The following is a 24,740-nucleotide window of genomic DNA, read 5'->3' as shown; positions in this document are numbered from 1 at the left end:
ACGGACAATGGCACGCGACAAGACTCGTATGAAGCGCAAGGAACGTAAAAACATCGCCACCGGTGTGGCGCATGTGAATTCCAGCTTCAACAATACCAAGATCCTGATTTCTGACGTTCAGGGCAACGCGATTTCGTGGTCGTCCGCCGGAACGATGGGCTTCAAGGGCAGCCGCAAGTCGACGCCCTACGCCGCACAGATGGCAGCCGAAGACGCCGGCCGCAAGGCGCAGGAACATGGCGTGAAGACGCTGGAAGTCGAAGTTCAGGGCCCCGGCTCGGGCCGCGAATCGGCCTTGCGCGCATTGGCTGCGGTCGGCTTCAACATCACGGCAATCCGCGATGTGACCCCGATTGCACATAACGGCTGCCGCCCGCCCAAGCGTCGCCGCGTCTGATCCTGGATTATCAATACCCTGCCCGCGCCAAGAGGCGCGGGCAGGACTTTTCGCATTTCACCTCGGGCGTTTCCGACCTTGGTCATGGGCCGGGAACAAGTATGGAGGCAAATCCATGATCCACAAGAATTGGGCCGAGCTCATCAAGCCGACACAGCTGGTCGTCAAGCCGGGCGCAGACGCGACCCGGACCGCGACGCTGGTCGCCGAGCCGCTGGAGCGGGGCTTTGGCCTGACGCTTGGCAACGCGCTGCGCCGGGTGCTTCTGTCGTCGCTGCAGGGCGGCGCGATCACTTCGGTTCAGATCGATAACGTCCTGCACGAATTCAGCAGCGTTGCCGGGGTCCGCGAGGACGTCACCGATATCGTGCTGAACCTCAAGGGCGTCACGCTGAAGATGGATGTCGAAGGCCCCAAAAGGCTGACGCTTGCGGCGAAGGGTCCGGGCGAGGTCAAGGCCAGCGCCATTCAGGAAACCGCCGGTATCACGGTTCTGAACCGCGATCATGTCATCTGCCATCTGGATGACGGCGCCGATCTGAACATGGAACTGACCGTCGCGACCGGCAAAGGCTATGTCGCCGCGGACAAGAACCGTCCCGAAGATGCCCCGATCGGTCTGATCCCGATCGATGCGATCTTCTCGCCGGTGAAGCGTGTCAGCTATGAGGTCACGCCGACCCGCGAAGGGCAGGTGCTGGACTATGACAAGCTGACAATGAAGATCGAGACGGACGGATCGTTGACCCCGGAAGACGCCGTGGCCTACGCCGCGCGCATCGTTCAGGACCAGCTTTCCGTGTTCGTGAACTTCGACGAGCCGGAATCGGCCAGCCGCCAGGACAGCGACGACGGGCTGGAATTCGATCCGCGCCTGTTGAAGAAGGTCGATGAGCTGGAGCTGTCGGTCCGTTCGGCGAACTGCCTGAAGAACGACAACATCGTCTATATCGGCGATCTGATCCAGAAGACCGAAGCCGAGATGCTGCGCACCCCGAACTTCGGCCGCAAATCCTTGAACGAGATCAAGGAAGTGCTGTCGGGCATGGGCCTGCACCTGGGCATGGACGTGGTCGATTGGCCGCCGGAGAACATCGAGGATCTGGCCAAGCGTTTCGACGACCAGTTCTGAGAAATGGACGGGGGGCGACCCCCGTCCCATTCGGGCGCAAGCCCCAAGGAGAGTGGCCCGCACGCATGGGCTGCCGGACAAAGCAAAACACGCACTAGGAGATTATCATGCGTCACGCCCGCGGCTATCGCCGCCTCAACCGTACCCACGAGCACCGCAAGGCGCTGTTTGCCAACATGGCCGGCTCGCTGATCGAGCACGAGCAGATCAAGACGACGCTGCCCAAGGCCAAGGAACTTCGTCCGATCGTGGAAAAGCTGATCACGCTTGCCAAGCGTGGCGATCTGCACGCCCGCCGTCAGGCCGCGTCGCAGTTGAAGCAGGACCAGCACGTCGCCAAGCTGTTCGACGAGCTGGGCGCCCGCTACAAGGACCGCCAGGGCGGATATGTCCGCGTTCTGAAAGCCGGCTTCCGCTATGGCGACATGGCCCCCATGGCGATCATCGAACTGGTGGACCGCGATCCGTCGGCCAAGGGCGCAGCGGATCGGGCGCGCACCGAAGCTGAAGTCGCCGAGGATTGATACTGGCCTGGCGCCCATGAAGGGCGCGGCCCATACGAATCAGATGCCCTGCTGCTGTTGAAGTGGCGGGGCGTTTTTGTTGGATGCGCCAGAATCCATGGGGTGGCCGGGTCGATATAGCAGGTGCTTCAGTGCCACAGCGACGTCACGACACTCGGCAAGATCCAGCGCCCCGCAATGTTGCAGATCAAGCAATTGCTGGCGCAAATCGTCCGGCAAGGTTATCATCGGATCTGGCCGGGCCACGATATAATCCTGCTATCATTAACGGACTAGCAACTATATTGCTCCAACACTACTTTGTACGTTGACGGTAACGAACTCAATTTGTCTAAAAAGTCATGTCCTCACGCGCTGACATAAACGCCGGATTGCGGAAACTGGGCAAATTTGCCCCGTCAGGCTATTTTGTTGGCCTGCACATCCGCTTTGCCGCGCCATTGATGCAATTTCAAACCTATCCTCAGGAATGGGCCGATTTCTATTCCCAGAACGGCTATGCGCTTCGTGACCCCACGATCGCATGGGGGTTTTCGACGACGGGCGCCTGCCGCTGGTCGAATCTGCCGATTCCCGATCCGTTCAACATCCTCAAGGATGCCGCCGATCACGGCCTGATTTTCGGGCTGACGGTCTCTCACGGACCGATCAGCTCTCGCACCATCGCAAGCTTTGCGCGCGACGACCGCGAGTTCAAGGATGACGAGATTGCAGATATCTCGACAACGGTACGACGGCTTCACGATATAACGGAGCCGCCGGCGAGCCTGACAAAGGCTCAGAAAGAAGCCCTTCGTTGCATCGCGGAGGGCGATCGTCACGCAGCAGCGGCTGCCAAACTTGGCATTACCGAAAGCGCGTTCAAGGCTCGACTGATCTCGGTTCGTGAAAGACTGAAGGCCAGAACGACTGCCGAGGCGCTGCAGAGGGCCAAGGAATACCGTCTGTTGTAGGCGTTCGCCCAGGGGAACCGTGAGGCGGTGAGGGGTCCCCTCACACCCCAGGAGTACGTAATAATGCAGACGACCACCCTTTCATTCTCGAACCTCCACAACCACGGAGAGCTGTTCGCCAACCTGTTCCGTGCGCGCAAGCAAAGCTTCATCGTCCAGAAGAACTGGGACCTTCCCGAAGCGGACGACATGGAGTTCGACCAGTATGACACGCCGCAAAGCCGCTGGATCGCGATCCACGACAAGGGCGCCGTCATGGCCGGGATCCGGCTGACGCCCACCACGGCGCGCTGCGGCATCTACAGCTACATGATTCGCGACGCCCAGAAAGGCATCCTTGGCGGGTCGATCCCACAGGACCTGCTGTATGGCGATGCCCCGGTCGAGGAACAGACCTGGGAATGTTCGCGCGTGTTCGTCAGCCATTCGATTCCTCAGATGTATCGCCGCAAGGTTCACTTCAAGATGGTCGAAGCGATGACCGGCTCTGCCCGTGAACTGGGCGCGACCAAGCTGATCGCGCTGACCGGTGCGAACTGGCCGCGCTGGTATGGGCGTTGCGGACTGGATGCGCATGCGATCGGCCGCGAGATGTGGATCGACGACGGCAGTTTTCAGTGCGTGTCGATCGATTTGTCGGGCAAGATGCACTGATCTTTCAGGGTGCTGGAAGGGGGCTGGTTCGCCCCCTTCGCCAGGCCTAGTATTGCCACGTCATGGCAGATCTATTCGAAACAAGCCCAAACCCCGAGTCTCGTGCCGCGGCGTCGCCGAGGCCATTGGCAGATCGCATTCGTCCGATGCGCATGACGGATGTGATAGGTCAGGAAAATATCCTTGGGCCCGAAGGCCCGTTGGGGTCGATGCTGGCGGCGGGCAGCCTGTCCTCTCTGATCCTCTGGGGTCCGCCCGGCGTCGGCAAGACCACCATCGCCCGTCTGCTGGCCGACGAGACCGATCTTGCCTTCGTCCAGATCAGCGCGATCTTTACGGGCGTCCCCGAGTTGCGGAAGGTGTTCGATGCCGCGAAGCTGCGCCGTCAGCAAGGTCGCGGCACATTGCTGTTCGTCGATGAAATCCATCGTTTCAACAAGGCGCAGCAGGACAGTTTCCTGCCGCACATGGAAGACGGTACGATCCTTCTGGTCGGCGCCACGACCGAGAACCCGTCATTCGAACTGAACGCCGCGCTGATGTCGCGGGCGCAGGTGATCGTTCTGCAGAGGCTGAGCCTTGCGGATCTGGAACGCCTCGCGCAGCGCGCCGAGAAAGAGCTTGGCCGCAAACTGCCGCTGACCGCACACGCACGCGAAGCTCTGCTAGAGATGGCGGATGGCGATGGTCGCGCGGCGCTGAACCTGATCGAACAGGTTGCGGCGTGGAAGACGGAAGCACCTGTCGATCAACAGGCGATGGCGCAGCGGTTGATGCGACGAGCCGCGAAATACGACAAGTCCGGCGATGAACATTATAACCTGATTTCGGCCCTGCATAAATCCGTGCGAGGCAGTGATCCCGACGCCGCCCTGTACTGGTTCGGCAGAATGCTGGAGGGGGGCGAGGACCCACGTTACCTTGCCCGACGCATCACCAGGATGGCCGTCGAGGATATCGGCCTGGCCGATCCCGCCGCCGCCCGGCACTGTCTTGACGCCTGGTCGTTGTATGAACGGCTTGGCAGTCCCGAGGGTGAACTGGCGCTGGCACAGGCGTTGATCTATCTTGCGCTCGCTCCGAAATCGAACGCGGGCTATGTCGCATACAAGGGGGCACGGGCCGAGGCCCGGCGCACCGGCAGCCTGATGCCCCCAGCCCATATCCTGAACGCACCGACACGGATGATGAGGGACCAGGGCTACGGTTCGGGCTATGCCTATGATCACGACGCCGACGACGGGTTCAGCGGCCAGAACTATTTTCCCGACGGTATGAAAAGGCCCGTTCTCTATACTCCGGTCGAACGCGGCTTCGAGCGAGAGCTGAAGAAGCGGCTGGACTGGTTCGTGGGCCTGAGGAAAAAGCGCGGCGGTTGACTTTCGCCATCGTTCCGGCGCAGGAGCATGCCATGATGAATCCGTTCTTTCAGGTCGCTATCGGCGGCGCAATGGGTGCCACGGCGCGCTATGCTGTCTATCGTGCCATTGCGTGGCACGGGCCCGGTTTTCCTGTCGCCACAGGCGTGGTCAACGTTGTGGGCAGCTTTGCCATGGGCTTGCTTGCGGCGTTCATGGCCTATCGCTGGAACAACCATTTCGCGCCGTTGCTGCTGACCGGCTTGCTGGGAGGGTTCACGACGTTTTCGGCCTTCTCGCTGGATGCGCTGACCCTGTGGGAGCGCGGCCAGCATGTCGGTGCCGCGGTCTATATCATCGCCTCGGTGCTGCTATCGATTGCCGCCGTGGTGGCGGGCATGGTGCTTGGTCGCGGGCTATGGGCATGAGCGGAGTTCAAACCATGATCGTTGGCGCGGACGAGGGCGATCAGCGGCTGGATCGCTGGCTGAAGAAGCGGTTTCCGCAACTGACCCAGGGCGCTGTCGAAAAGATGTGCCGCACCGGCCAGTTGCGCATCGATGGGGGGCGCGTGAAGGCGAATGTCCGGATCGAGGCCGGGCAAGAGGTGCGCGTTCCGCCGGTGCCCTCTGCCGCGGCAACGCCCAAACCTGCGGCGGAACGAATCCCCGACGCAGATCGCGATGTGATCCAGCAGGCGGTGCTGTGGAAGGATCAGCATATCATCGCCCTGAACAAGCCGCCGGGACTGCCAAGTCAGGGTGGCAGCGGCCAGGGTAACCGCCATGTCGACGGGCTGACCGATGCGCTGCTGTTCGGCTACAAGGATCGTCCGAAACTGGTGCACCGCCTGGACAAGGATACCTCGGGCCTGCTGTTGCTGGCGCGCACCGACCGCATCGCCCGCGCCCTGTCCGAGGCTTTCCGGTCGCGCACGACCCGAAAGATCTACTGGGCGGCCGTTGCCGGCGTGCCATCGCCGCGCATGGGCACGATCCGCTATGGTCTGGTGAAGGCGCCCGGCCACGGACGGTCCGGAGAGGGTGAGAAGATGGTCGCCGTTCACCCCCGCGACATCGCCGCGACCGAGGGCGCGAAGCGCGCGACGACCGATTACGCCGTTCTGGATGCGCTGGGAACGCGTGCCAGCTGGTGCGCGCTGGTGCCGATCACGGGTCGCACCCATCAGCTGCGCGCACATATGGCGGAACTGGGTCACCCGATCGTCGGGGACGGAAAATACGGCGGTTCGGGTCAGGAAAACCTGGGCGACGGATGGGGAGCGCAGCTGGGGGGAGAGATCAGCCGCAAGCTGCATCTTCACGCCCGCAGCCTGAGCTTCGATCATCCGATCAGCGGCAAGCGCATGACGCTGACGGCGCCGCTGCCCGACCATATGACGCGCACCTGGAAAACGCTTGGCTGGCACGAAAGCGACGTGCCTGATGATCCCTTCGCCGAGGACGCATGAAGCTGGTCGTCTTCGACGTCGATGGGACGCTGGTGGACAGTCAGCACCTGATCTGCGCCTCGATGGGTCGCGGCTTTGATCTTGTCGGGCTGGAAACACCCGATCGGCCGCGAATCCTGTCCTGCGTCGGGCTGTCGCTGGATCGTGCCGTGGCAGAGCTTGCGCCGGACGCTGACGATGCCGTGCAACGCCGTATCGCCGCCGGGTATCGCTCGGCCTTCAGTTTCGGACGGATCGTCGAGCAGCCGCCCTTGTATCCTGGCGCGCGGGACTGTCTGGACCTGCTGTCCGCGCGGGATGATCTGTTGCTGGCGGTCGCCACGGGAAAGTCACGGCGCGGCGTGAACAGCATGATCGAGGCTCATGGCCTGGCAGGGTTTTTCGTCAATCTGCAGACGGCCGACGACCATCCGTCGAAACCCGATCCCGCGATGCTGCGAGCCGCGATCTTCGAAACCGGCGGCGATGCGTCGTCATCGGTCATGATCGGCGATACCGGATACGACATGCAGATGGCGGGCGCGGCCGGTGTCGCGGGGTTTGGGGTCGCTTGGGGTTATCACGATGCTGCGATGCTGCGCGAGGCCGGTGCGGCGCTGGTTGCGCCTGATTTTCAGACACTGACCCGCGAAATCGAAAGGTGGGCAGGATGAGCGAATGGAAGGCAAGGCGCTTCTGGACGGGCGCCTCGGTGCGGCAGGTCACGGATCGCGGATGGGAGGTGACGCTGGACGAACGACCGGTCCGCACCCCCGGAAAGCTGGCTCTGGAATTGCCGACAATGCGGCTGGCGCAGGCGATCGCCGCGGAATGGGAGGCGCAGCGCGAGGTGATCGATCCCACGACGATGCCGCTGACCCGTGCGGCGAATTCCGCCATCGAGAAAGTCGCGGTGCAGTTCGATGGCGTGGTGTCGATGCTGGCGGATTACGGGGCGACCGACCTGCTGTCCTATCGCGCGGATCAGCCCGAGACGCTGATCCGGATGCAGGCCGAAGGCTGGGATCCGCTGATCGATTGGGCGGCGACGCAGCTGCATGCCCCTTTGCGGATCACTCATGGCGTGATCCCGGTGCCGCAGGATGCCGGAGCGCTGGCCCGCCTGCGGTCCCAGTTGAGCGGGCTTGACCCTTTCGGTCTGATGGCAATGCATGATCTTGTGACAGTGCCGGGCTCGCTGATAATCGGGCTGGCGGTGGCGCATGGCCGGATCAATGGCGAGGAAGCGCACCGGCTGTCGCGCATAGACGAGGCATTTCAGGCCAGCCAGTGGGGCGAAGACGAAGAAGCGATGCAGGCTGCCGAATCGCGCCGTCAGGCCATCCTGTCGGCTGAAAGGTTCTGGCACCTGTCGCGTGCGGATTGAGTTGATCACGAAAGCAAGGGTCGGCTTGACCTGACAGGCGGTATCGGCACAATACTGCCTATCGAAGATCGGCGGCGGCAGGCGGATTTCATCAACGAGAACGGCGTGTCAGCGGGTAGCGGCGAAAAGGGTTTGTCGGCTCGGAAGAAGGGGCAGTGATGATTGGAAGGGCAACACTCGGCGCGCTTGCGGCTACCGGGATGCTGGTGGCTCAGGCATCTGCCGATGTGCTGGCGGATATCAGGCAGCGCGGGGAACTGCATTGCGGTGTGAATGCCGGCCTGGCGGGCTTTGCCGCGCCTGATGCCAATGGCAACTGGACGGGGTTCGACGTGGCGTTCTGCCGCGCCGTCGCCGCCGCGGTTCTCAGGGATCCGTCCAAGGTCAAGTTTGTTCCGACCGATCTGGATACCCGCTTCAAGCTGCTGATGGATGGCGAGGTGGATCTGCTGGTTCGCAATTCCACCTGGACCTTCTCGCGGGATGCCGCACTGAAGCTGGAATTCGCGGGCGTCAATTACTACGACGGTCAGGGCTTCATGGTGCGCAAGGAATTGGGCGTCACATCGGTCAAGGAACTTGGCGAGGCGCCGATCTGCGTGCAGCGTGGTTCGACCAGCGCGCAGAATCTGGCCGATTATTTTGGCGCCAACGGCATGACGCTGAACACGGTCGAGGTCGAAGGCGATGCCGAGGGTGAGCGGCGTTATACCGCTGGCGACTGCGACGCCTATACGACGGACGCCTCGGGTCTGGCCGCGACGCGCGCCGCCTTCGCCGATCCCGAGAATCATATCGTTCTGCCCGAGATCATCTCGAAAGAGCCGCTTGGCCCGGTTGTCCGCCAACAGGACGGGCAATGGGGCGACGTGGTGCGGTGGACATTGTTCGCGCTGATTGCGGCGGAAGAATACGGCGTCACCTCGAAGAATATCGAGGAACTGGTCAAGTCGTCGGCAACCCCCGAGATCCAGAGGCTTCTGGGCGTCAAGGATGATCTGGGCGCGATGATCGGGCTGGATGCGGAATGGGCCAAACGCGCCATTCAGGCCAGCGGAAACTATGGCGAGATCTTCGCGGCCAATATCGGAGAACAGACTCCGATCGGTCTGGCGCGTGGCCTGAATGCACAATGGACGCAGGGCGGGCTTATGTACGCGCCGCCTTTCCGTTGACAGCCGGTCCCGTGAAGTCGGCGGCTGACAAGGAACAATGACGACGCCCCGACGTCGGGGCGCCACGCGGGTCAGTTTCGTCCGTCAAGGCGCACGAAATCCATGACGCTGCCTTCGCCCGGACGCATCTCGGACCAGCTGTCGATCTGGAAATCCACGACCAATGTCGCCGCAGTCGGGTAACGGCGGAAATCCGGATCCAGGGGCGGGCGCGCCGGCAGCAGCGCGGCAAATTCCGAAATGCCCGGATTATGTCCGATCATCATCACGGTCGGGTGGCTGGCGGTTCGCAGGATCGTCAGCATCTTGTCGGGACTGGCGTGATACAATCCCGGTTCAATGCGCAGCAGTGGCCTGACCTCGACCGGGGCAGCCGCCACCATCGCCCAGGTTTCCTGCGTACGGCGCGCGGACGAGCACAGGACTTCCTCGGGCTCGTATCCACGGCTCGCCAGCCAGTCCCCCAGCGCAAGTGCGGATCTGCGGCCCCTGGCGTTCAAGGGCCGGTCATGATCTGCAAGCGTCGGATCGTCCCATGCCGATTTGGCGTGGCGGGTCAGGATCAGCCGTCGATGTCCAAGCGGTGTCATGGGGTAAACTGCCTCATATGCCATGCCAATTGTTCAGGCAGCCTGCCACAGGCGCTGCGGCGCGGGCAAGCGCCACCGACATCGCGCGAAGATACATGCGCTCGCGAAGTCGTACCCAGATCCGCAGCGTCTTGGCCGCGGGTGCGTGGCAGGTCGGTTTCCGGTACCGATCGTCGGTTTGAGCTATAGCCCGCCTTCGCCTTGCCGAAGGCCGCGCGGTGTCACGCGCGGTTCGGTCGAACGGATCAGGCTGCCCGCACCGTGTTCGGTGAAAAGTTCCAGAAGACAGGCATTGGGAACCCGGCCATCAAGGATGACGACGGCACGCACGCCATCCTCGATCGCCTTCAGCGCGGTCTCGGTCTTCGGGATCATGCCGCCGCCGATCCGGCCATCGGCGATCATCTCGCGGACCTGATCGGGGTGCAGTTGCGTCACCACCTCGCCGGTCTCGTCCTTGACCCCTGCGACATCGGTCAGCAGCAGCAGCCGGTCGGCCTTCAAGGCACCGGCGATCGCGCCGGCAGCGGTGTCGCCATTGACGTTGAAGGTTTCGTTGTCCTCCATGCCCGTGGCCACAGGTGCGCAGACCGGGATCATGCCTGCGGTGTACAGATCGCGGATGATCTGGATGTTCATTTCCACGGGACGGCCCACGAAGCCCAACTCTGGGTCATCGGCCTCGCAGACCATCATGTCGTCATCCTTGCCGCTGATACCCACGGCGCGACCGCCCGCGTCGTTGATCGCCTGCACGATGCGTTTGTTCACCAGACCGGACAGCACCATCTCGACCACTTCGACGGTTTCCTTGGTGGTCACGCGCTTGCCCCGCACGAAGCGGCTTTCGATTCCCAGCTTGGCCAGCAGGTCGTTGATCATGGGGCCACCGCCATGACAGACGATCGGATTCATGCCGACCTGCTTCATCAGGACGATATCGCGGGCGAATTCGGCCATCGCCTCGTCGTCGCCCATCGCATTGCCGCCGAACTTGACCACGACGACTGCGTTGGAATAGCGCTGCAGATAGGGCAGGGCCTCTGACAATGTGCGCGCGGTGGCGATCCAGTCCCGGTTCATCTTCTGTTTTTTCATCCCTAAAGGCCCTTGTGCGACAGGGCGGACCCTAGGACGGCGCGCGCGGTCAGTCCAGACCGGCGATGATCGCCCGCAATATCGCGATGCCTTCGCCCTTTTCCGACGATGTGGCGACCAGTTGCGGGAAGGCGGCAGGATGTTTCTGCAGTTCGGCCTCGACCTGCGCCAGAACCGGCTTTATCGCGTTCGGGCCCAGCTTGTCGGCCTTGGTCAGAACGACCTGAAACGGCACGGCGGATCTGTCCAGAAGGGTCATGATTTCGTGGTCGACCGGTTTTACGCCATGCCTGGCGTCGATCAGGCAAAAGGCCCGGCGCAGCGTCGGGCGGCCCGCCAGGTAGGATTTCAGCAACGCCTGCCATTTGGCGACGACGGCGACCGGTGCCTTGGCGAAGCCATAGCCCGGAAGATCGACCAGATAGCCGTGATCGCCAAGCGTGAAATAGTTGATCTCTTGCGTTCGGCCGGGTGTGTTCGAGGCACGGGCCAAGCCCTTGCGACCGGTCAGCGCATTGATCAGGCTGGATTTGCCGACATTGCTGCGACCGGCAAAGCAGACCTCTGGCCGATCTGCGGCCGGCAGGCCGTCCATCGCGACCACGCCCTTGACGAAATCGACCGGGCCGGCGAACAGCAGGCGGGCGGCCTCGGCCTGATCGGCGTCGGGTTCGGGGGCACAGGGGAAGGCGACTTTCATGCGGCGATCCTATCCCCGATGGCGATGTCCCCGCCGGTGACAACTTCGGCGAAAATGCCGAACTCGGTGTGCCCATACAGGCGTTCCAGCGTTGCGACCATATCCAGATCGCGCTGGCCGGTGCCGGTGTCCGCGCTGGTCGCATCGCATCGGCCAATATGATCGGTCACGCGCAACTCGACATTGCCGATGGTCAGAATCTGTCCGATCAGGTCGCGTTCCGCAAAGGGCTGCCACCCGTCGATCCACAGATTGCCACGCCAGCGATGGATCCCCAGCGTGTGACCAATTTCCTGTTCCAGATGCGCGAGGCTGGTCATCGACAGGATCGAGATCCAGGGCCATTTGTTGTCGGTCCAGATCGCCGCGCCCCTGACCAGCCGCGATGCGACCCCGGCCTCGCCGGGCCATAGAGGCCGCAGCCAGTCCAGCAGTCTTTCCTGCTCGGTCTCGGGATCGAAGATCAGGCCGGGCTGCGCGGGATGCGTCAGCGCGATGCGGTTATCCTGCCAGCCGCCACTGATCGCCTGGACCAGAGGCGAGACGACGCCGCGCACAAAGCAGGACTTGGGCAGCCAGCGATCAGGCTGGCCAGCCGTTTCGCTGGCGCGCGCATTGCGTTCGCCCCGTTCGGTGACGACCGCGAATTCGCGGTCGCCGGGCAGGCGGCGTGCGGCGGTCAACGTGACCTTGTCCAGCCCCTCGCCGCCGATCGACTTGATCGGATGGCGGCGGATATGGGCCAGACGTCCTGTCACTTGCCTTTGCCCTTGCCGTCGACCTTGTCATCCGGCTGGCCGTTCTTGGCCGCGTTCACCCGCGGTCGCTTCGGCATCGCGGCCTTGATGTTTCCGAACAGGTCTGGACGGTGGCCGTGCATCGACATGATCGAATACTGCTGGATGATGGTGATGGTGTTGTTGGTGATCCAGTACAGCACCAGCCCCGAGGCAAATCCGCCCAGCATGAACATGAACACCCACGGCATCCACGCAAAGATCATTTTCTGTGCGGGGTCGGTGGGGGTCGGGTTCAGCCGTTGCTGCATCCACATGCTGATCCCCAGCGCGATCGCCAGAACCGGCAGCGACAGCGAGTGCAGCAGCGTTCCCTGGGCAGGCGGCGAGAAGGGCAGCAACCCGAACAGGTTCAGCAGGCTTGAGGGATCGGGCGCGGCAAGGTCGCGAATCCAGCCGATCCACGGCGCGTGCCGCAGTTCGATCGTGACGAAGATCACCTTGTAGAGCGCAAAGAAGATCGGGATCTGCAGCAGCACCGGAAGGCAGCCCGCGGCCGGGTTCACCTTCTGGGTCTTGTACAGTTCCATGACCTCTTTCTGATACTTCATCCGGTCGTCGCCGGTGCGTTCCTTGATGGCCTCCATCTCGGGCTGCAGTTCCTTCATCTTCGCCATCGAGATGTAGGATTTGCGCGCCAGCGGGAAGACCAGCAGCTTCAGGATGAAGGTCAGGGCGATGATCGACCAGCCCATGTTGCCGATATGCGCGTTCAGCCAGTGCAGCAGGCTGAAGATCGGTTTCGTCAGGAAATAGAACCAGCCCCAGTCGATCGAATCGACGAAGCGCTGGATGCCGGGATCTTCTTCGTAACCGCGAATGATCTCGGTCACCTTTGCGCCGGCAAAGAGATAGCCGGTCGCGCTGGCCTGCGCGCCGGGCTGAACCGTCTGCAGCGGATAGCGGGCCTCGGTCTGATAGATATCCGCGTTCTCGGCGTACTTGACGACGGCGGTGAATGCCTGGCCCGGTGCCGGTGCCAGCGTGGTCATCCAGTACTTGTCGGTAAAGCCGATCCAGCCGTTCTCGTTCACGTCGATCACCTCGGCGCGGCCTTCGCGAGCCACCGGATCAAGATCGACAATATTTTTGTATTTCAGCTCCATCAGTTCGCCGTCATGCATGCCGACCGCGCCTTCGTGCAGAACGAAGAAGTTCTGCGTGTCGGGTCGTCCGTGACGCGCGATGATGCCGTAGGGCGCAGCGCTGAAGCTGCTGTCGCTGTTATTCTGAACGCTCTGATTGACGGTAAAGAGATAGTTGTCGTCAAGTTCGAAGACGCGACGGAAGATCTGGCCCGCGCCGTTGTCCCATACCAGCGTGACGGGCCGGCCGGGTGCCAGCGTATCGCCGGATTCCACGCGCCAGATCGTTGCCGGGCCGGGGACCTGCGCGGGATCCACGCCGGGACCGGGGGTCCAGCCGTAGACCGCGTAGTAGGGTTTGGTGCCAGCGGCGTCGATCGACGGGTCCGCCGTTGCGGATGAGGGGGCAAGCAGCCGGACATCCGGGGAATCTTCGGCCAGCGTCTCTTGGTATTTCGTCAGTTGCAGGTCGTCGATCCGTCCCCCCGCCAAAGAGATCGAACCGCTCAGCGAGGGGGTCTCGATCTCGATGCGTCCGGCGCGTGCCTCGGCCTCGGTGGCGTCGGCGCTGCCCAGATCGGCGGTGGTCGTCGCGTCCGGCGCGTTCGCGGAAGGCGGCGCCGCAGTACCGTCATTGACACCCTGTTCTGCCACGGCAGGTTTGCGTTGCTGTTCCGCTGGTGGTTCCGGTGCGAAGACGGTGTACCAGATCAGGATCACCAGAAACGACAATACCGTCGCCAGGATCAGATTGCGGTTGTTGTCTTGCATCGGGTCACCACTGTCATCGCGTCAGTCGCGCCGGTTCAACAGAAGGGGGGCTGAAAGGTCAAGCGCATTTGCCCGCGTGCGACGGTGCCGGGTAAGAAATTCACCCGATTGGCAGGCCGCGCGTGTGGTTTTGCAGGCAGGAAGGGATGGCCGAGGTCGCGTTGCGCAGCTTGACGCCCGCGATCTCAGCCTGCGTCTCGCCGCGGAAGCCCCGGCATGTTCCTGGAATTCGCGGCGTGCTGCGACAGGAATTCGAACGTATCTTCCAATGGCATGGGGCGCGCGATCGCATAGCCCTGCACCTCATCGCATCCCATCTGCGCCAGGAACCCGTGTTCGTCTCGGGTTTCCACACCCTCGGCCAAGGCCGCGATGCCCAGCCTTTCGGCCAGTGCCAGGATCGCTAGGATCATGCGCTGCTGACCGGCATCGATGTCGCATCCCATCACGAAGCTGCGGTCGATCTTGATCCGGTGGATGCCGAATTGCCGGATCGCGTCAAGGCTGGCATATCCGGTCCCGAAATCGTCCAGATCCAACCGGCAACCCGCACGCGTCAACAGGGACAGGTTTTCCCGGGCTTCGTTGCTGCTGGTGACGGGCGCGACGTTTTCCAGCACTTCCAGAACCAGCCGGTCGGCACCGATGTCCTGCCGGTCCAGTTCCCACAGCAATGCCGTGGCAAATCCGGGGTCCGACAATTCGCTGTTGGATATGTTGATCGAGACGGTCGGCACATGCCAGCCCTGCTGGTCCCAGTGCTTCAGGGCCAAGATCGCCTGACGCATCATGCACAGGGTCAGGGCCCGATGATCCTCATCGCTCATCCGCGGCATGAAGGCCGAAGGCGGCAGAAGGCCGCGGGCAGGATGGTTCCAGCGTGCCAGTGCCTCGAACCCGGTTACACGGCCGGAATTGCAGCATAGCTGGGGCTGGAAATGTGCCACGATCTGTCCGTCAGCCGCGGCTTCGGCGACCGTCGCGGGCAGGTCGCCGCCGTCAAGGTCGGGGTCATGCGCAAAGAGCGTGATCTGCCCCAGGCGTGATGGATCGCCGTCGTCCAGACGGCAGCGGGCGTTGCGAACCAGATCTTCCAAGTCGGGTTGGTCGGCGCCTTCCGCGTGGACCAGCACGCCGGTCAGGACGGGCAGAACCGATATTCCCGAGATCGGAAGATGTTTCTGGGCCTGCGCCTGAAGCCGCAGGGCGATGCGCTTTGCCTCATCTTCGTGACGGTTCGTCAACACCACGGCAAACATGCCGCGTTCTGGCATCTGCACAGGATCATCAGGGCGGATGGCGCGGCTGAGGCGCACCGTCAGGCCGACCAGCAGATGGTTGAATCCGGCCTTTCCAAGATGAGCCGAAAGCAGGTCACGATTTTCCAACCGCAGCAAAAGCAGGCTGCGCGCATGGGGTGTCGATCGTCCATTCAGGCGTTGCCGCAGCCCACGCAGGAACCGGTATCCGGAAGTGATTGCCCTTGCCAACATCGCGGCCCTTTCACGGAAGCGTCGCGACCATGACTAGCCCAGAATACTTTTTGTTCCGTTAATGTTCCTGTCGTCCGACTTGATAATCAACCAGAGCCTGAGGAATCCGGGAACAGCGAGGCGAAATCGAACAGTTTCGGGTCCAGCAGATGCGAGGGGCGGGTATTCATCAGCGCGCGGAACATCACCTGTCGGCGCCCCGGGCTGCGCGCCTCCCATTCATCCAGCAATTTCTTGACCTGAACGCGCTGCAGCCCTTCCTGGCTGCCGCATAGATCGCAGGGAATGATGGGATAGTTCATCGCCCGTGCGAACCGATCGCAGTCGTCTTCGGCGACATAGGCCAATGGACGCAACACATTCAGATCGCCTTCCTCGTTCAAAAGCTTCGGCGGCATCGCAGCCAGCCTGCCACCGTGGAACAGGTTCATGAAAAACGTTTCCAGAATATCGTCACGATGATGGCCCAGCACCACGGCCGAGCAGCCTTCCTCCCGGGCGATTCGATACAGGTTGCCGCGCCTCAGTCGCGAGCATAGCGCGCAAAAGGTTCGTCCCTGCGGGATCTTGTCGGTGACGATGGAGTAGGTGTCCTGATACTCGATCCGGTGGTCCACGCCGCGCGCGGTCAGGAACTCCGGCAGGACCGTCGCGGGAAACCCCGGCTGGCCCTGATCCAGGTTGCAGGCAAGAAGATCGACGGGCAGCAGGCCACGCCATTTCAGTTCGTGAAGCACCGCCAGAAGGGTATAGCTGTCCTTGCCGCCCGACAGGCAGACCAGCCAGCGATCACCGGGCCGGAGCATGCCGAAATCCTCGATTGCGGCGCGGGTCTCGCGGACCAGCCGCTTGCGCAGTTTGCGAAATTCGGTCGATGACGGGGCGCCTGCGAACAGGGCATGAATGTCGGTGTCGTCGCTGTCATCCAGCATCGGAATGCCTTTCGTGATCGGGGTCGGCGCCGGGCACCGGATCATAGCCCTGACCGCCCCAGGGGTGGCAGCGGAAGATGCGCCGCAGCGCCAGCCAGCCGCCACGGATCGCGCCGTGACGTTGCAGTGCCTCCAGCGCATAGGCGGAACAGGTCGGCTGGAACCGGCAGCCATGTCCGACCCAGGGAGAGGCGACCAGACGGTAGGCGCGCACCGGCAGTGCAAGCATCCGTGCCAGCGGGCTCATGAGTGAATCTTGCGCAGTGCGCGCGACAGATCGTCGCGCATCGCGGTGAAGTCGCGGCTGACGGTGACCCCGGGCCGCCCAATCAGCACATAGTCCCAACCACGCATTCCCGCGTCTGGCAGGCAAAGCCTTGCTATTTCCCGCAAGCGACGCTTGGCGCGGTTGCGAAGAACAGCGTTGCCGACCTTCTTTGAACAGGTAAAGCCGACCCGCGCCGGACCGTCATCAGCGCGTCGCCGCGCCTGCAACAGAAAGCCGGGCGTCCCCTGCCGACGTGCCTTGGCCGCAGCCAGAAACTCGGCACGCTTCCTGAGCACAGGGGGCATTCCATTCGGTCTGCCAGACATGCGAAATGCCGCCATGCCGTCATCCCGTGGCTGAGCTTCAGCGCCTGGATGGGGCATGGGCGGCATGATCACAGCCTTTCGACGGCGGACGATGCCGCCGGTCGTGCTTAGGCCGACAGGCGCTTGCGGCCCTTGGCGCGACGGGCGTTCAGCACGCGACGGCCGCCCTTGGTGGCCATGCGGGCACGAAAGCCGTGACGGCGCGCACGAACGAGGTTCGAGGGTTGGAAAGTGCGCTTCATGGTCAGGTCTCCGGGTCGATGCTTGCGGGTGGCGGCTGGTGCGGCAGGACAAAACGTCACAGCCCCGCACGCGAACGCGCCGGTTGTTCGAAGCCCGCTGGATAGTGCAAGCTGGGGGTGGCGTCAACCGGCATCACCTGTCTTTATGGCGTCGAAATATATCGGTCGCGCTGGTGGAACCCTGCAGCGATCACATTCGTTTGATGTGCAATTGCCGCCTTGCCCGGCAAAAGCGGGTGTTAAAAGGCCACGACCCGGACAAGATGCGACTGAACACGATCTCTGGCCGATTCGCAGCACTGACGATGATTTTCGTCGTGCTTGCAGAAGTCTTCATCCTGCTGCCCGCGCTGGCCAGCTTTCGGCTGGACTATCTCGAATCGCGACTGGAGCGTGCACAGATCGCCAGCCTCGCGCTGTTGGCGACCACTGATGAGACGCTGGCCGCCGATCTGGAATCAGAGCTTTTGCAGAATGCCGGCGTCTTCAACGTCGTCCTGCGGCGTGACGACGTGCGTCAGCTTGTCCTGGCCTCGACCATTCCCGGCCCTGTCAGCGACACCTATGATCTGCGCGACGAGACCGTCTTGCAGACGGTGGATGACGCGCTTGCGACGCTTGGCGACAATACCGACAGGGTGATCCGCGTGATCGGCGCCCCCGTCAATCAGGCGGGCCAGTTGATCGAGATCACCATGCCCACTGCGCCGCTACGTGCGGCGATGGTCGAATATGGCGTGCGGCTTCTGGCGCTGTCGGCGGCATTCTCGATCCTGACTGCGGTGCTGCTGAACCTTGCGGCCCAGCGGCTGATTCTGGTCCCTATTCGAAGGGTGATCAGCAACCTGTCCGCCTATGCCGGTGCGCCCGAGGATCCACGTCACATCATCCGTCCCGATGCCAGGCTGGCCGAGCTGCGCGAGGCCGAGACCGCGCTTGAGGCCATGCAGAAGACCGTGACATCTTCGCTGAAGCAGAAGGAACGGATGGCGCTGTTGGGGCAGGCCGTCGCCAAGATCAGTCACGATCTGCGCAATATCCTGACTACCGCACAGATCTTCGCCGACAGGCTGGAAGACAGCGCCGATCCCAAGGTCAAGCGGGCCGCGCCAAAGCTGCTGAAATCCATCTCTCGGGCTGTGACCCTGTGCGAGACGACTTTGGCGTTCGGCAAGGCCGAAGAGCCCGCACCGACACTGTCGCGGTTCAACCTGTCGCAGCTTGTGTCTGAACTGGTCGAGGCCGAGACGCTGGCAGGGCAATCGGCCGGTCAGCCGCAGGTCGAATTTCTGACCGACATCCCGCCCAGTCTGATGATCCGCGCCGACAAGGATCAACTGTATCGCGTCCTGACCAATCTGGGCCGCAATGCGCGCCAGGCCATCGAGGGGACCGGCCAGCCCGGCACGGTCGAGATCGGGGCAGGCGAGACCGACAGCGACTGGTGGATCCGTGTGGGTGATACCGGGCCGGGCCTGCCCGACAAGGCGCGAGAGTTCCTGTTCAAGCCATTCACCGGCAGCGCGCGGAAGGGTGGCACCGGGCTTGGCCTGACGATCGCGGCAGACCTGATCCGCGGCCATGGCGGAAAGCTTGAACTGATGCGCAGCGATGCCGAAGGGACCGAGTTCATGATACACATGCCGCGGGACATGGCCTCGCCACCCGTGCCGCAGGGTGCGGGGGCAGGCTGATCAGCAAGCAACCGACAGATCAACTTTTTTGTCTGCTACCCCCTTGCATCCCCCAGACGGCGGCGATAGATCACCGCCCTACGACGGACCCGTAGCTCAGCTGGATAGAGCACCAGACTACGAATCTGGGGGTCGGGCGTTCGAATCGCTCCGGGTCCGCCATTTCTCCTATTATCGTCTGTCAGAGATATTCGGCTTTCCGTCAGATTTCTGACCCAACCTGACGTCTGGCGTCGTCGCCGACGTCTGGCATTTTGCGTCCTGGGCATCCCTTTTCCTTCCATCATTGGCGTAACCTGCAAGAACCGGCCCTTGGGCCGCGCTCTTGCAGGTCTGTCACGTGGCGAACGCGGAAGGGGGCGAGGCAAGTCTATTCGACCGGGGTGGTGCGGCCCGCAGGCGCAGCCGAGGACACGGCCCGGTCTAATCGGCTTGCCCGAGGGGGAAGGCAGCGTCTTCCCCCTGTCGTCCAAGGGCGTTTGGCTTGCCCAAATCCCCTTGGACCCGGAAAAGGCGCGGCCGGGCAATCTCCCTGCCCCCTATAAATGATCTGGGATCATGGTGCCGCAGGGGTAGACGTTCATGCAGCGAGCATCGAATGCCGGCTTTGAGCCCTTTTTCACCGATGCTGCGGGCTGCATGAATGGCAGCTAACGGATCGGTGTCCAAAGCTCTCCGGCGGTCATTCCGTGTGCGCTTTGCGGCTGTCGGACGGGGCCTGCGCACGGTCGAACATGCCGTAGTCCCGAATGACGCTGGCGATGCGAAGACGGTAGTTATCAAACACGCCTCCGCGCCCCTTCGCCTGTGCCCCCCGGTGGGCGCTTAGGTTGCGCCAACGTGCGATGGCTGCTTCATCTTCGAAGAATGATAGGGACAGGATTTTACGAGGATCGGTCAGGCTCTGGAACCGTTCAACCGAGATAAAGCCCTCGATCCTGTCCAGCATCGGACGCATTTCAGCGGCGATATCGAGGTATTCCTCCTTGCGCCCATCGACCGGTTCGACCTCGAAGATGACCGCAATCATGTTGTGGTTCCGGGGCCGTGGGGCGCGGACGCGAGTTTCAGGAATGTCCTGTCTTCGCGGAGCAGGAACTTCTCTTTCAGGGCAAACTCATAGTTCTCGCGCCCTAGCGGGTCCGCCGCCAATCGCAAGCGATACGTTTCATATTCGGCCAAGCTCGCGACATTGTAGATGCCATAGGCCAAGGTCGATGAGCCTTCGTGCGGGGCATAATAGCCGATAAGATCAGCCCCGCAGCGCGGGATCGCCTGTCCCCAGTTGCGGGAATACTCCTCAAACTGGGCTCTTTTAGTTGGGTCGATGTGGTAGCGGATGATACAGGTCAGCATTGTCGCCTCTTTCAAGATCGTCTTTCCGCCAGGCTAAACGATTGCATGGAGCAAATGCTTCGACTAGGGTCGAAGTATGAAAGCGGGTCCAGATATTGCTCACACCGCCGCCCTGATCGGCGACCCGGCTCGCGCCAACATGCTGACCGCACTGATGAGTGGTAAGGCCTTGACCGTGAGCGAGTTGGCGGAAGAGGCCGGTGTCACGATCCAGACGACCAGCTCGCACCTGTCGAAGCTTGAAGCAGGCGGGCTGTTACGCCCCCGTAAGCAGGGTCGGCACAAGTATTTCTCCCTCGCCAGTGATGACGTTGCGCACGTTCTCGAAGGACTGATGGGTTTCGCGGCCGGAGCCGGACATTTGCGAAAACGCAATGGTCCAAAGGACGCCGAACTACGCGAGGCGCGGGTCTGCTACAACCACTTGGCAGGGGACATGGGCACGCAGATGTTCGACAGCCTGATGGCACAGGGGCATATCGTCCTTGAGGACGAAGGCCTGAAACTGACCGACTCGGGCGCAGCGTTCGCGGCAGGTTTCGAGATCGACCTTTGCGCTTTGCAAAAGGCGCGCGCGCCCCTTTGCCGCGAATGCCTAGACTGGAGCGAGCGCAGATCGCACCTTGCAGGAAGCCTTGGGAGGGCGTTGCTGACGCGCTTCGAGGAGCTGGCTTGGGCAAAGCGGGATCAGAAAACCCGTGTCGTATCGTTCTCGCACACTGGGGCCAAAGCCTTTCATCGGATGTTTCCAAAAGACCTCGCGTGATGAAACCGGACGTTGGCGTTCGCGCAGCGAATGCCCGCTTCGTCCCGCAAAGCAGCGCGTAAAAACTCACAGAACCCCATTCCGTGTGAACTGCCGGCCTGCCTGACGCAGGCCGTGGCATTTGTCCGGTGGATGTTCCTGCGCAGCAGGTTCTGCCTGTGGCAGCTTCAGTGCAGTCAGGTTTCAGACGGGTAGGGCCTAAGCCACCCAATCCTTCGGGATGCGCGGCATGGCGGCGACAAGGCGGCGGGTATAGGGGGCGCTGGGGGCGTCGATGACCTGTTCGGCGGCGCCGTCCTCGACGATGCGGCCTTTCTGCATCACCAGCACGCGATCGGTGATGCCGCGCACCACCGACAGATCATGGCTGATGAACAGATAGGACAGGCCGTGGCTGCGGCGCAGACCGGCCAGCAGGTCCAGCACCTGCGCCCTGACGCGGACATCCAGCGCGCTGACCGCCTCGTCCAGCACGATCAGGTCGGGGCGGATGATCAGGGCGCGGGCGATGGCGATGCGCTGACGCTGCCCCCCCGAGAATTCGTGGATATGCCTGTCGGCGTCATCGGGGTGCAGCCCGACCTCGGACAGGGCCGCGCCGACGCGGTCGCGCCAGTCGGCCGGACGGTCGGTCAGGTGGAACGGTTCGGCCACCAGGCGGGCGACGCGCCAGCGGGGATCGAAGCTGCCGAACGGGTCCTGAAACACCACCTGCATGCGCGCGCGCAGATCGCGCGGCATCCGCCGCCCTGCCATCACCTGTCGCCCGTCCAGCGCGATCGTGCCGCCCTGCAACGGATCAAGGCCAAGGATCGCGCGGGTCAGCGTCGATTTCCCGCAGCCGGATTCGCCGACCAGTCCGACGCTTTCGCCGCGACCGATGGACAGGCTGACCCCATCGACGGCGCGCAGCCTGTCGCCGCCGGGCAGGCGGTATTCACGCACCGCGTCGCGGATCTGCAGCAGCGGGCTGCCGGTTGCGGGCGCATGGCGCGACGGGGCGTGGCGCGAGGCCGCGAAAAGCTGGCGCGTATAGGGGTGCGACCGGGTGCGGAACAGCGTCTCGGTCGGTCCTTCCTCGACGATCTTGCCCGATTTCATCACCGCCACGCGGTCGGCCAGACCGGCGACCACGGCAAGATCATGGGTGATCAGCAACAGCGCCATGCCTTCGTCGCGGACCAGCCCGGCCAGCAGGTCAAGGATCTGCGCCTGCGTGGTCACGTCCAACGCGGTCGTGGGTTCGTCCGCGATCAGCAGGTCGGGGCGTTCGGCGATGGCCAGCGCGATGGCCACCCGCTGACGCTGGCCGCCCGACAATTCATGCGGATAGAGGGTCAGCGGAAAGCGCGGATCGGGCAGGCCGACGCGGTCCAGCCTTTCGCGGACACGGGCCAGCGCCGCCGCGCGGTCCATGCCGTGGTGGATGCGCAGCACCTCTGCCACCTGATTGCCGATGGTCATCAGCGGGTTCAGCGCGGTCATCGGTTCCTGAAAGATCATGCCGATCCGCCTGCCGCGGATCTTGCACAGCGCCGGTTCGGGCATGGTCAGCAGGTTCTGCCCGTCCAGCACCACCTGGCCGACGGCGCGCGCCCGGTGCGGCAGAAGGCCCATGATCGCCAGCGCCGTCATCGACTTGCCCGATCCGCTTTCGCCGACCAGCCCGGTGATGGTGCCGGGCATGAGGTGCAGATCGACATCGCGCAACACCTGCGTGTCGCGGATAGAGACCGACAGATCGCGCAGATCGATCACCGCACCACCTTCAGCCGCGGGTCCAGCGCATCGCGCAGGCCGTCGCCCAGAAGGTTCAGTCCCAGCACCGTCAGCACGATGCACAGGCCGGGAATGATCGCGACATGCGGGGCCAGCGTGACCATGGTCTGCGCCTCGGCCAGCATCCGGCCCCAGCTTGGCGTGGGCGGCTGCGCGCCAAGCCCCACATAGGACAGGGCGGCCTCGGCCAGGATGCCGAGGCTGAACTGGATGGTGCCCTGGACGATCAGCAGATTGGCGATGTTGGGCAGGATATGCTGCAGGCTGATCAGCGCGGCGCCCTTGCCCGACACCTCGGCCGCGCGGATGTAGTCCAGCGTCCAGATCGGCAGCGCCCCACCGCGCGTGACGCGGGCAAAGACCGGGATGTTGAAGATGCCGATGGCGATGATCGCGTTCAATGCCGACGGTCCGAAGACGGCGGTGATCAGGATGGCGATGACAAGGCTGGGAAAGGCGAAGATCAGATCGTTGCCGCGCATCACCAGATCGTCCAGCCAGCCGCCGCGATGGGCGGCCGCCAGCAGTCCCAGCGGTAGGCCGATGCCCGCGCCGATGCCCACAGCCACCAGCGCGACGGCGATCGAGACCCGCGCACCCAGCATCACCATCGACAGGATGTCGCGTCCGAAATGGTCGGTGCCGAACGGATGGGCGCCGGAGGGCGGTTGCAGCCGGTCGGCGATGGCAAGCTGGGTGATGTCATGGGGTGTCCAGACGAAGGACAGGACCGCCGCGATCAGCGCCAGCCCGGCCAGCGCCGCGCCCAGGATCATGCCCCATCTCATCGGTTGCGCAGCCTTGGATCGACGGCGGCATAGGCCAGATCGACCAGGAAGGTCACGGAGATCACGGCGGCGACCAGCACCAGCACGGCCGATTGCACCACGATCAGGTCGCGCTGGCTGATCGCCTGAAAGATCAGCCGGCCCAGGCCGGGCAGGTAGAAGACATTCTCGATGATGATCGCCCCGGCCAGAAGAAAGGAAAACTGCATTCCCATGATCGTCAGCACCGGGATCAGCGCGTTGCGCAGCGCGTGGCGGCGCAGTGTCTGTCCGGCGGTCAGCCCCTTGGCGCGGGCGGTTCGGATATAGTCCTGGCCCTGCGTCTCGATCAGTGCGGATCGCAGCACGCGGACAAGGATCGCGGCCTGCGGCAGGGCCAGCGCCACGGCGGGCAGGATCAGCGATCGCAGCGCGGCGGCAGGCTGGCTCCAGCCCGGAAAGCCGCCTGCGGGCAGCCAGCGCAGCTTGACCGCGAACAGCAGCACCAGAAGCATCGCGAACCAGAAATTCGGCAGCGCGATTCCCAGCTGCGTGCCGCCCATCACCGCCGCATCGCCCACCTTGCCCCGGCGCGCAGCAGCGTAGATGCCCACCGGAAAGGCGATGGCCGCGGCCAGCGTCAGCGCCATCAGCGCCAGCGGCAGCGAGACCTGCATCCGTTCCAGGATCATCCCCGCGATGGGGGTCTTGTAGGTGAAGCTTTGTCCAAGATCACCCTGTAGCAGCGCGCCGACCCACGCCGCGTAGCGCAGGGGCAGGGGCTGATCCAGCCCCATCTGCTGACGCAGCGCGGCGACGGTTTCGGGCTGTGCGCCGGTGCCCAGCATGAAGCTGGCCGGATCGCCGGGCACCAGTTCGACGACCGAAAATATCAGCGCCGAGGCCACCAGCAGGCTTAGCCCCAACGAGATCATCCGGCGAAGAAGAAAGCACAGCATGACACCGACGCTAATCAACCGACGCGCGGCGGTAAAGCGGGTTGCACCTGCCGTCCGTCTGGCGATCATGTGCGCAGAAAAAAGGGA

General features: G+C 63.3%; 29 protein-coding genes and 1 tRNA gene. 14 read left to right on the top strand and 16 right to left on the bottom strand.

Going from position 1 to position 24,740, the window contains the following annotated elements; translation table 11 throughout:
• Positions 1 to 7: 7 nt before the first annotated feature.
• The 3 genes from rpsK (at position 8) to rplQ (ending at position 2,053) form a co-directional block, all read left to right on the top strand.
• Positions 8 to 397, top strand: a complete 390-nt coding sequence (gene rpsK, locus J7359_RS10150) for a 30S ribosomal protein S11 (RefSeq protein ID WP_089344978.1) — start codon at positions 8 to 10, stop codon at positions 395 to 397.
• Positions 398 to 512: 115 nt separating this feature from the next.
• Positions 513 to 1,529, top strand: coding sequence for a DNA-directed RNA polymerase subunit alpha (locus J7359_RS10145; RefSeq protein ID WP_209056530.1), 1,017 nt, complete (start codon positions 513 to 515; stop codon positions 1,527 to 1,529).
• A 107-nt stretch (positions 1,530 to 1,636) separates the two neighbouring features.
• Positions 1,637 to 2,053 carry a 50S ribosomal protein L17 gene (gene rplQ, locus J7359_RS10140; RefSeq protein WP_209056529.1) on the top strand — a complete coding sequence of 139 codons (417 nt, stop codon included), beginning with the start codon at positions 1,637 to 1,639 and terminating at the stop codon, positions 2,051 to 2,053.
• Positions 2,054 to 2,092: 39 nt separating this feature from the next.
• Here the strand turns inward: rplQ and J7359_RS10135 are convergent, their stop codons facing one another.
• Positions 2,093 to 2,299: a hypothetical protein gene (locus J7359_RS10135; protein ID WP_209056528.1), complete on the bottom strand. Its 207-nt coding sequence runs from the start codon at positions 2,297 to 2,299 to the stop codon at positions 2,093 to 2,095.
• A 95-nt stretch (positions 2,300 to 2,394) separates the two neighbouring features.
• On the opposite strand from J7359_RS10135, the gene J7359_RS10130 reads away from it, so the two are divergent.
• From J7359_RS10130 to J7359_RS10095, 8 genes are all read left to right on the top strand, one after another.
• Positions 2,395 to 3,006, top strand: coding sequence for an autoinducer binding domain-containing protein (locus J7359_RS10130; protein WP_209056527.1), 612 nt, complete (start codon positions 2,395 to 2,397; stop codon positions 3,004 to 3,006).
• A 63-nt stretch (positions 3,007 to 3,069) separates the two neighbouring features.
• Positions 3,070 to 3,660 (top strand): acyl-homoserine-lactone synthase, encoded by a 591-nt coding sequence (locus tag J7359_RS10125; RefSeq protein ID WP_209056526.1) that lies wholly within the window; start codon positions 3,070 to 3,072, stop codon positions 3,658 to 3,660.
• A gap of 62 nt (positions 3,661 to 3,722) precedes the next feature.
• A complete protein-coding gene (locus J7359_RS10120; protein WP_209056525.1) occupies positions 3,723 to 5,039 on the top strand; it encodes a replication-associated recombination protein A in 1,317 nt (438 codons plus the stop codon).
• Between the two features lie 32 nt (positions 5,040 to 5,071).
• Positions 5,072 to 5,446, top strand: coding sequence for a fluoride efflux transporter CrcB (crcB, locus tag J7359_RS10115; protein ID WP_209056524.1), 375 nt, complete (start codon positions 5,072 to 5,074; stop codon positions 5,444 to 5,446).
• Positions 5,443 to 6,489, top strand: coding sequence for an RluA family pseudouridine synthase (locus J7359_RS10110; RefSeq protein ID WP_209056523.1), 1,047 nt, complete (start codon positions 5,443 to 5,445; stop codon positions 6,487 to 6,489). Before crcB ends, J7359_RS10110 begins: the two co-directional genes overlap by 4 nt.
• Positions 6,486 to 7,142 (top strand): HAD-IA family hydrolase, encoded by a 657-nt coding sequence (locus J7359_RS10105; protein WP_209056522.1) that lies wholly within the window; start codon positions 6,486 to 6,488, stop codon positions 7,140 to 7,142. The genes J7359_RS10110 and J7359_RS10105 overlap by 4 nt, the downstream gene beginning before the upstream one ends.
• The gene (locus tag J7359_RS10100) at positions 7,139 to 7,855 is read left to right on the top strand and encodes an ATP12 family protein (RefSeq protein ID WP_209056521.1); all 717 of its coding nucleotides are present in this window, start codon (positions 7,139 to 7,141) and stop codon (positions 7,853 to 7,855) included. Before J7359_RS10105 ends, J7359_RS10100 begins: the two co-directional genes overlap by 4 nt.
• A 158-nt stretch (positions 7,856 to 8,013) precedes the next feature.
• Entirely contained in the window at positions 8,014 to 9,030 is a 1,017-nt protein-coding gene (locus J7359_RS10095; RefSeq protein ID WP_209056520.1) for an amino acid ABC transporter substrate-binding protein, read from the top strand.
• Positions 9,031 to 9,101: 71 nt separating this feature from the next.
• Here the strand turns inward: J7359_RS10095 and J7359_RS10090 are convergent, their stop codons facing one another.
• The 10 genes from J7359_RS10090 to rpmH form a co-directional block, all read right to left on the bottom strand.
• A complete protein-coding gene (locus J7359_RS10090) occupies positions 9,102 to 9,620 on the bottom strand; it encodes a histidine phosphatase family protein (RefSeq protein ID WP_209056519.1) in 519 nt (172 codons plus the stop codon).
• A 183-nt stretch (positions 9,621 to 9,803) separates the two neighbouring features.
• Entirely contained in the window at positions 9,804 to 10,703 is a 900-nt protein-coding gene (gene argB, locus J7359_RS10085) for an acetylglutamate kinase (RefSeq protein ID WP_209056659.1), read from the bottom strand.
• A 64-nt stretch (positions 10,704 to 10,767) separates the two neighbouring features.
• Positions 10,768 to 11,418 (bottom strand): ribosome biogenesis GTP-binding protein YihA/YsxC, encoded by a 651-nt coding sequence (yihA, locus tag J7359_RS10080; RefSeq protein ID WP_209056518.1) that lies wholly within the window; start codon positions 11,416 to 11,418, stop codon positions 10,768 to 10,770.
• A complete protein-coding gene (locus J7359_RS10075) occupies positions 11,415 to 12,176 on the bottom strand; it encodes an MOSC domain-containing protein (protein WP_209056517.1) in 762 nt (253 codons plus the stop codon). The genes yihA and J7359_RS10075 overlap by 4 nt, the downstream gene beginning before the upstream one ends.
• Entirely contained in the window at positions 12,173 to 14,071 is a 1,899-nt protein-coding gene (gene yidC, locus J7359_RS10070) for a membrane protein insertase YidC (RefSeq protein WP_209056516.1), read from the bottom strand. Before yidC ends, J7359_RS10075 begins: the two co-directional genes overlap by 4 nt.
• A 185-nt stretch (positions 14,072 to 14,256) precedes the next feature.
• Positions 14,257 to 15,564 (bottom strand): GGDEF domain-containing phosphodiesterase, encoded by a 1,308-nt coding sequence (locus J7359_RS10065; protein ID WP_209120201.1) that lies wholly within the window; start codon positions 15,562 to 15,564, stop codon positions 14,257 to 14,259.
• Positions 15,565 to 15,650: 86 nt separating this feature from the next.
• On the bottom strand, positions 15,651 to 16,496 hold the full coding sequence (ttcA, locus tag J7359_RS10060) for a tRNA 2-thiocytidine(32) synthetase TtcA (RefSeq protein ID WP_209056514.1): 846 nt from the start codon (positions 16,494 to 16,496) through the stop codon (positions 15,651 to 15,653).
• Complete coding sequence (gene yidD / locus J7359_RS10055; protein WP_209056513.1) at positions 16,486 to 16,743, bottom strand: membrane protein insertion efficiency factor YidD; 258 nt, start codon at positions 16,741 to 16,743, stop codon at positions 16,486 to 16,488. The genes ttcA and yidD overlap by 11 nt, the downstream gene beginning before the upstream one ends.
• The gene (gene rnpA, locus J7359_RS10050; RefSeq protein WP_209056512.1) at positions 16,740 to 17,105 is read right to left on the bottom strand and encodes a ribonuclease P protein component; all 366 of its coding nucleotides are present in this window, start codon (positions 17,103 to 17,105) and stop codon (positions 16,740 to 16,742) included. The genes yidD and rnpA overlap by 4 nt, the downstream gene beginning before the upstream one ends.
• A 92-nt stretch (positions 17,106 to 17,197) precedes the next feature.
• Positions 17,198 to 17,332, bottom strand: coding sequence for a 50S ribosomal protein L34 (gene rpmH / locus J7359_RS10045; RefSeq protein ID WP_028725980.1), 135 nt, complete (start codon positions 17,330 to 17,332; stop codon positions 17,198 to 17,200).
• A 263-nt stretch (positions 17,333 to 17,595) separates the two neighbouring features.
• On the opposite strand from rpmH, the gene J7359_RS10040 reads away from it, so the two are divergent.
• Positions 17,596 to 19,026 (top strand): HAMP domain-containing sensor histidine kinase, encoded by a 1,431-nt coding sequence (locus J7359_RS10040; protein WP_209056511.1) that lies wholly within the window; start codon positions 17,596 to 17,598, stop codon positions 19,024 to 19,026.
• Between the two features lie 85 nt (positions 19,027 to 19,111).
• Positions 19,112 to 19,188: transfer RNA gene (locus tag J7359_RS10035), tRNA-Arg, on the top strand.
• A 520-nt stretch (positions 19,189 to 19,708) separates the two neighbouring features.
• On the opposite strand, the gene J7359_RS10030 is transcribed toward J7359_RS10035, so the two are convergent.
• Together J7359_RS10030 and J7359_RS10025 are read right to left on the bottom strand one after the other, a co-directional pair.
• Positions 19,709 to 20,056, bottom strand: coding sequence for an antibiotic biosynthesis monooxygenase (locus J7359_RS10030; RefSeq protein WP_209056510.1), 348 nt, complete (start codon positions 20,054 to 20,056; stop codon positions 19,709 to 19,711).
• Positions 20,053 to 20,382 (bottom strand): NIPSNAP family protein, encoded by a 330-nt coding sequence (locus tag J7359_RS10025; protein ID WP_209056509.1) that lies wholly within the window; start codon positions 20,380 to 20,382, stop codon positions 20,053 to 20,055. The genes J7359_RS10030 and J7359_RS10025 overlap by 4 nt, the downstream gene beginning before the upstream one ends.
• 76 nt (positions 20,383 to 20,458) lie before the next feature.
• Here J7359_RS10025 and J7359_RS10020 point away from each other — a divergent pair, with 76 nt between their 5' ends.
• Positions 20,459 to 21,148: a winged helix-turn-helix domain-containing protein gene (locus J7359_RS10020; protein WP_209056508.1), complete on the top strand. Its 690-nt coding sequence runs from the start codon at positions 20,459 to 20,461 to the stop codon at positions 21,146 to 21,148.
• A gap of 198 nt (positions 21,149 to 21,346) precedes the next feature.
• On the opposite strand, the gene J7359_RS10015 is transcribed toward J7359_RS10020, so the two are convergent.
• The 3 genes from J7359_RS10015 to J7359_RS10005 are packed head-to-tail and all read right to left on the bottom strand — an operon-like array spanning position 21,347 to position 24,653.
• Positions 21,347 to 22,906, bottom strand: a complete 1,560-nt coding sequence (locus J7359_RS10015; protein ID WP_209056507.1) for a dipeptide ABC transporter ATP-binding protein — start codon at positions 22,904 to 22,906, stop codon at positions 21,347 to 21,349.
• Complete coding sequence (locus J7359_RS10010) at positions 22,903 to 23,715, bottom strand: ABC transporter permease (protein WP_209056506.1); 813 nt, start codon at positions 23,713 to 23,715, stop codon at positions 22,903 to 22,905. Before J7359_RS10010 ends, J7359_RS10015 begins: the two co-directional genes overlap by 4 nt.
• The gene (locus J7359_RS10005) at positions 23,712 to 24,653 is read right to left on the bottom strand and encodes an ABC transporter permease (protein ID WP_209056658.1); all 942 of its coding nucleotides are present in this window, start codon (positions 24,651 to 24,653) and stop codon (positions 23,712 to 23,714) included. The genes J7359_RS10010 and J7359_RS10005 overlap by 4 nt, the downstream gene beginning before the upstream one ends.
• Between the last annotated feature and the right edge of the window lie 87 nt (positions 24,654 to 24,740).

It is taken from the genome of Paracoccus sp. R12_2, assembly GCF_017744015.1.
Classification (GTDB): domain Bacteria; phylum Pseudomonadota; class Alphaproteobacteria; order Rhodobacterales; family Rhodobacteraceae; genus Paracoccus.
The sequence above is the reverse complement of the archived record's forward strand: the minus strand, read 5'-3'. Positions and strand labels throughout refer to the sequence as shown.

Bases quoted from the DNA above. Each gene is read 5' to 3' on its own strand.
- rpsK (WP_089344978.1), top strand. From the start codon at position 8: ATGGCACGCGACAAGACTCGTATGAAGCGCAAGGAACGTAAAAACATC.
- J7359_RS10145 (WP_209056530.1), top strand. From the start codon at position 513: ATGATCCACAAGAATTGGGCCGAGCTCATCAAGCCGACACAGCTGGTC.
- rplQ (WP_209056529.1), top strand. From the start codon at position 1,637: ATGCGTCACGCCCGCGGCTATCGCCGCCTCAACCGTACCCACGAGCAC.
- J7359_RS10130 (WP_209056527.1), top strand. From the start codon at position 2,395: ATGTCCTCACGCGCTGACATAAACGCCGGATTGCGGAAACTGGGCAAA.
- J7359_RS10125 (WP_209056526.1), top strand. From the start codon at position 3,070: ATGCAGACGACCACCCTTTCATTCTCGAACCTCCACAACCACGGAGAG.
- J7359_RS10120 (WP_209056525.1), top strand. From the start codon at position 3,723: ATGGCAGATCTATTCGAAACAAGCCCAAACCCCGAGTCTCGTGCCGCG.
- crcB (WP_209056524.1), top strand. From the start codon at position 5,072: ATGATGAATCCGTTCTTTCAGGTCGCTATCGGCGGCGCAATGGGTGCC.
- J7359_RS10110 (WP_209056523.1), top strand. From the start codon at position 5,443: ATGAGCGGAGTTCAAACCATGATCGTTGGCGCGGACGAGGGCGATCAG.
- J7359_RS10105 (WP_209056522.1), top strand. From the start codon at position 6,486: ATGAAGCTGGTCGTCTTCGACGTCGATGGGACGCTGGTGGACAGTCAG.
- J7359_RS10100 (WP_209056521.1), top strand. From the start codon at position 7,139: ATGAGCGAATGGAAGGCAAGGCGCTTCTGGACGGGCGCCTCGGTGCGG.
- J7359_RS10095 (WP_209056520.1), top strand. From the start codon at position 8,014: ATGATTGGAAGGGCAACACTCGGCGCGCTTGCGGCTACCGGGATGCTG.
- J7359_RS10090 (WP_209056519.1), bottom strand. From the start codon at position 9,620: ATGACACCGCTTGGACATCGACGGCTGATCCTGACCCGCCACGCCAAA.
- argB (WP_209056659.1), bottom strand. From the start codon at position 10,703: ATGAACCGGGACTGGATCGCCACCGCGCGCACATTGTCAGAGGCCCTG.
- yihA (WP_209056518.1), bottom strand. From the start codon at position 11,418: ATGAAAGTCGCCTTCCCCTGTGCCCCCGAACCCGACGCCGATCAGGCC.
- yidC (WP_209056516.1), bottom strand. From the start codon at position 14,071: ATGCAAGACAACAACCGCAATCTGATCCTGGCGACGGTATTGTCGTTT.
- J7359_RS10065 (WP_209120201.1), bottom strand. From the start codon at position 15,564: ATGTTGGCAAGGGCAATCACTTCCGGATACCGGTTCCTGCGTGGGCTG.
- ttcA (WP_209056514.1), bottom strand. From the start codon at position 16,496: ATGCTGGATGACAGCGACGACACCGACATTCATGCCCTGTTCGCAGGC.
- yidD (WP_209056513.1), bottom strand. From the start codon at position 16,743: ATGAGCCCGCTGGCACGGATGCTTGCACTGCCGGTGCGCGCCTACCGT.
- rnpA (WP_209056512.1), bottom strand. From the start codon at position 17,105: ATGGCGGCATTTCGCATGTCTGGCAGACCGAATGGAATGCCCCCTGTG.
- rpmH (WP_028725980.1), bottom strand. From the start codon at position 17,332: ATGAAGCGCACTTTCCAACCCTCGAACCTCGTTCGTGCGCGCCGTCAC.
- J7359_RS10040 (WP_209056511.1), top strand. From the start codon at position 17,596: ATGCGACTGAACACGATCTCTGGCCGATTCGCAGCACTGACGATGATT.
- J7359_RS10030 (WP_209056510.1), bottom strand. From the start codon at position 20,056: ATGATTGCGGTCATCTTCGAGGTCGAACCGGTCGATGGGCGCAAGGAG.
- J7359_RS10025 (WP_209056509.1), bottom strand. From the start codon at position 20,382: ATGCTGACCTGTATCATCCGCTACCACATCGACCCAACTAAAAGAGCC.
- J7359_RS10020 (WP_209056508.1), top strand. From the start codon at position 20,459: ATGAAAGCGGGTCCAGATATTGCTCACACCGCCGCCCTGATCGGCGAC.
- J7359_RS10010 (WP_209056506.1), bottom strand. From the start codon at position 23,715: ATGAGATGGGGCATGATCCTGGGCGCGGCGCTGGCCGGGCTGGCGCTG.
- J7359_RS10005 (WP_209056658.1), bottom strand. From the start codon at position 24,653: ATGCTGTGCTTTCTTCTTCGCCGGATGATCTCGTTGGGGCTAAGCCTG.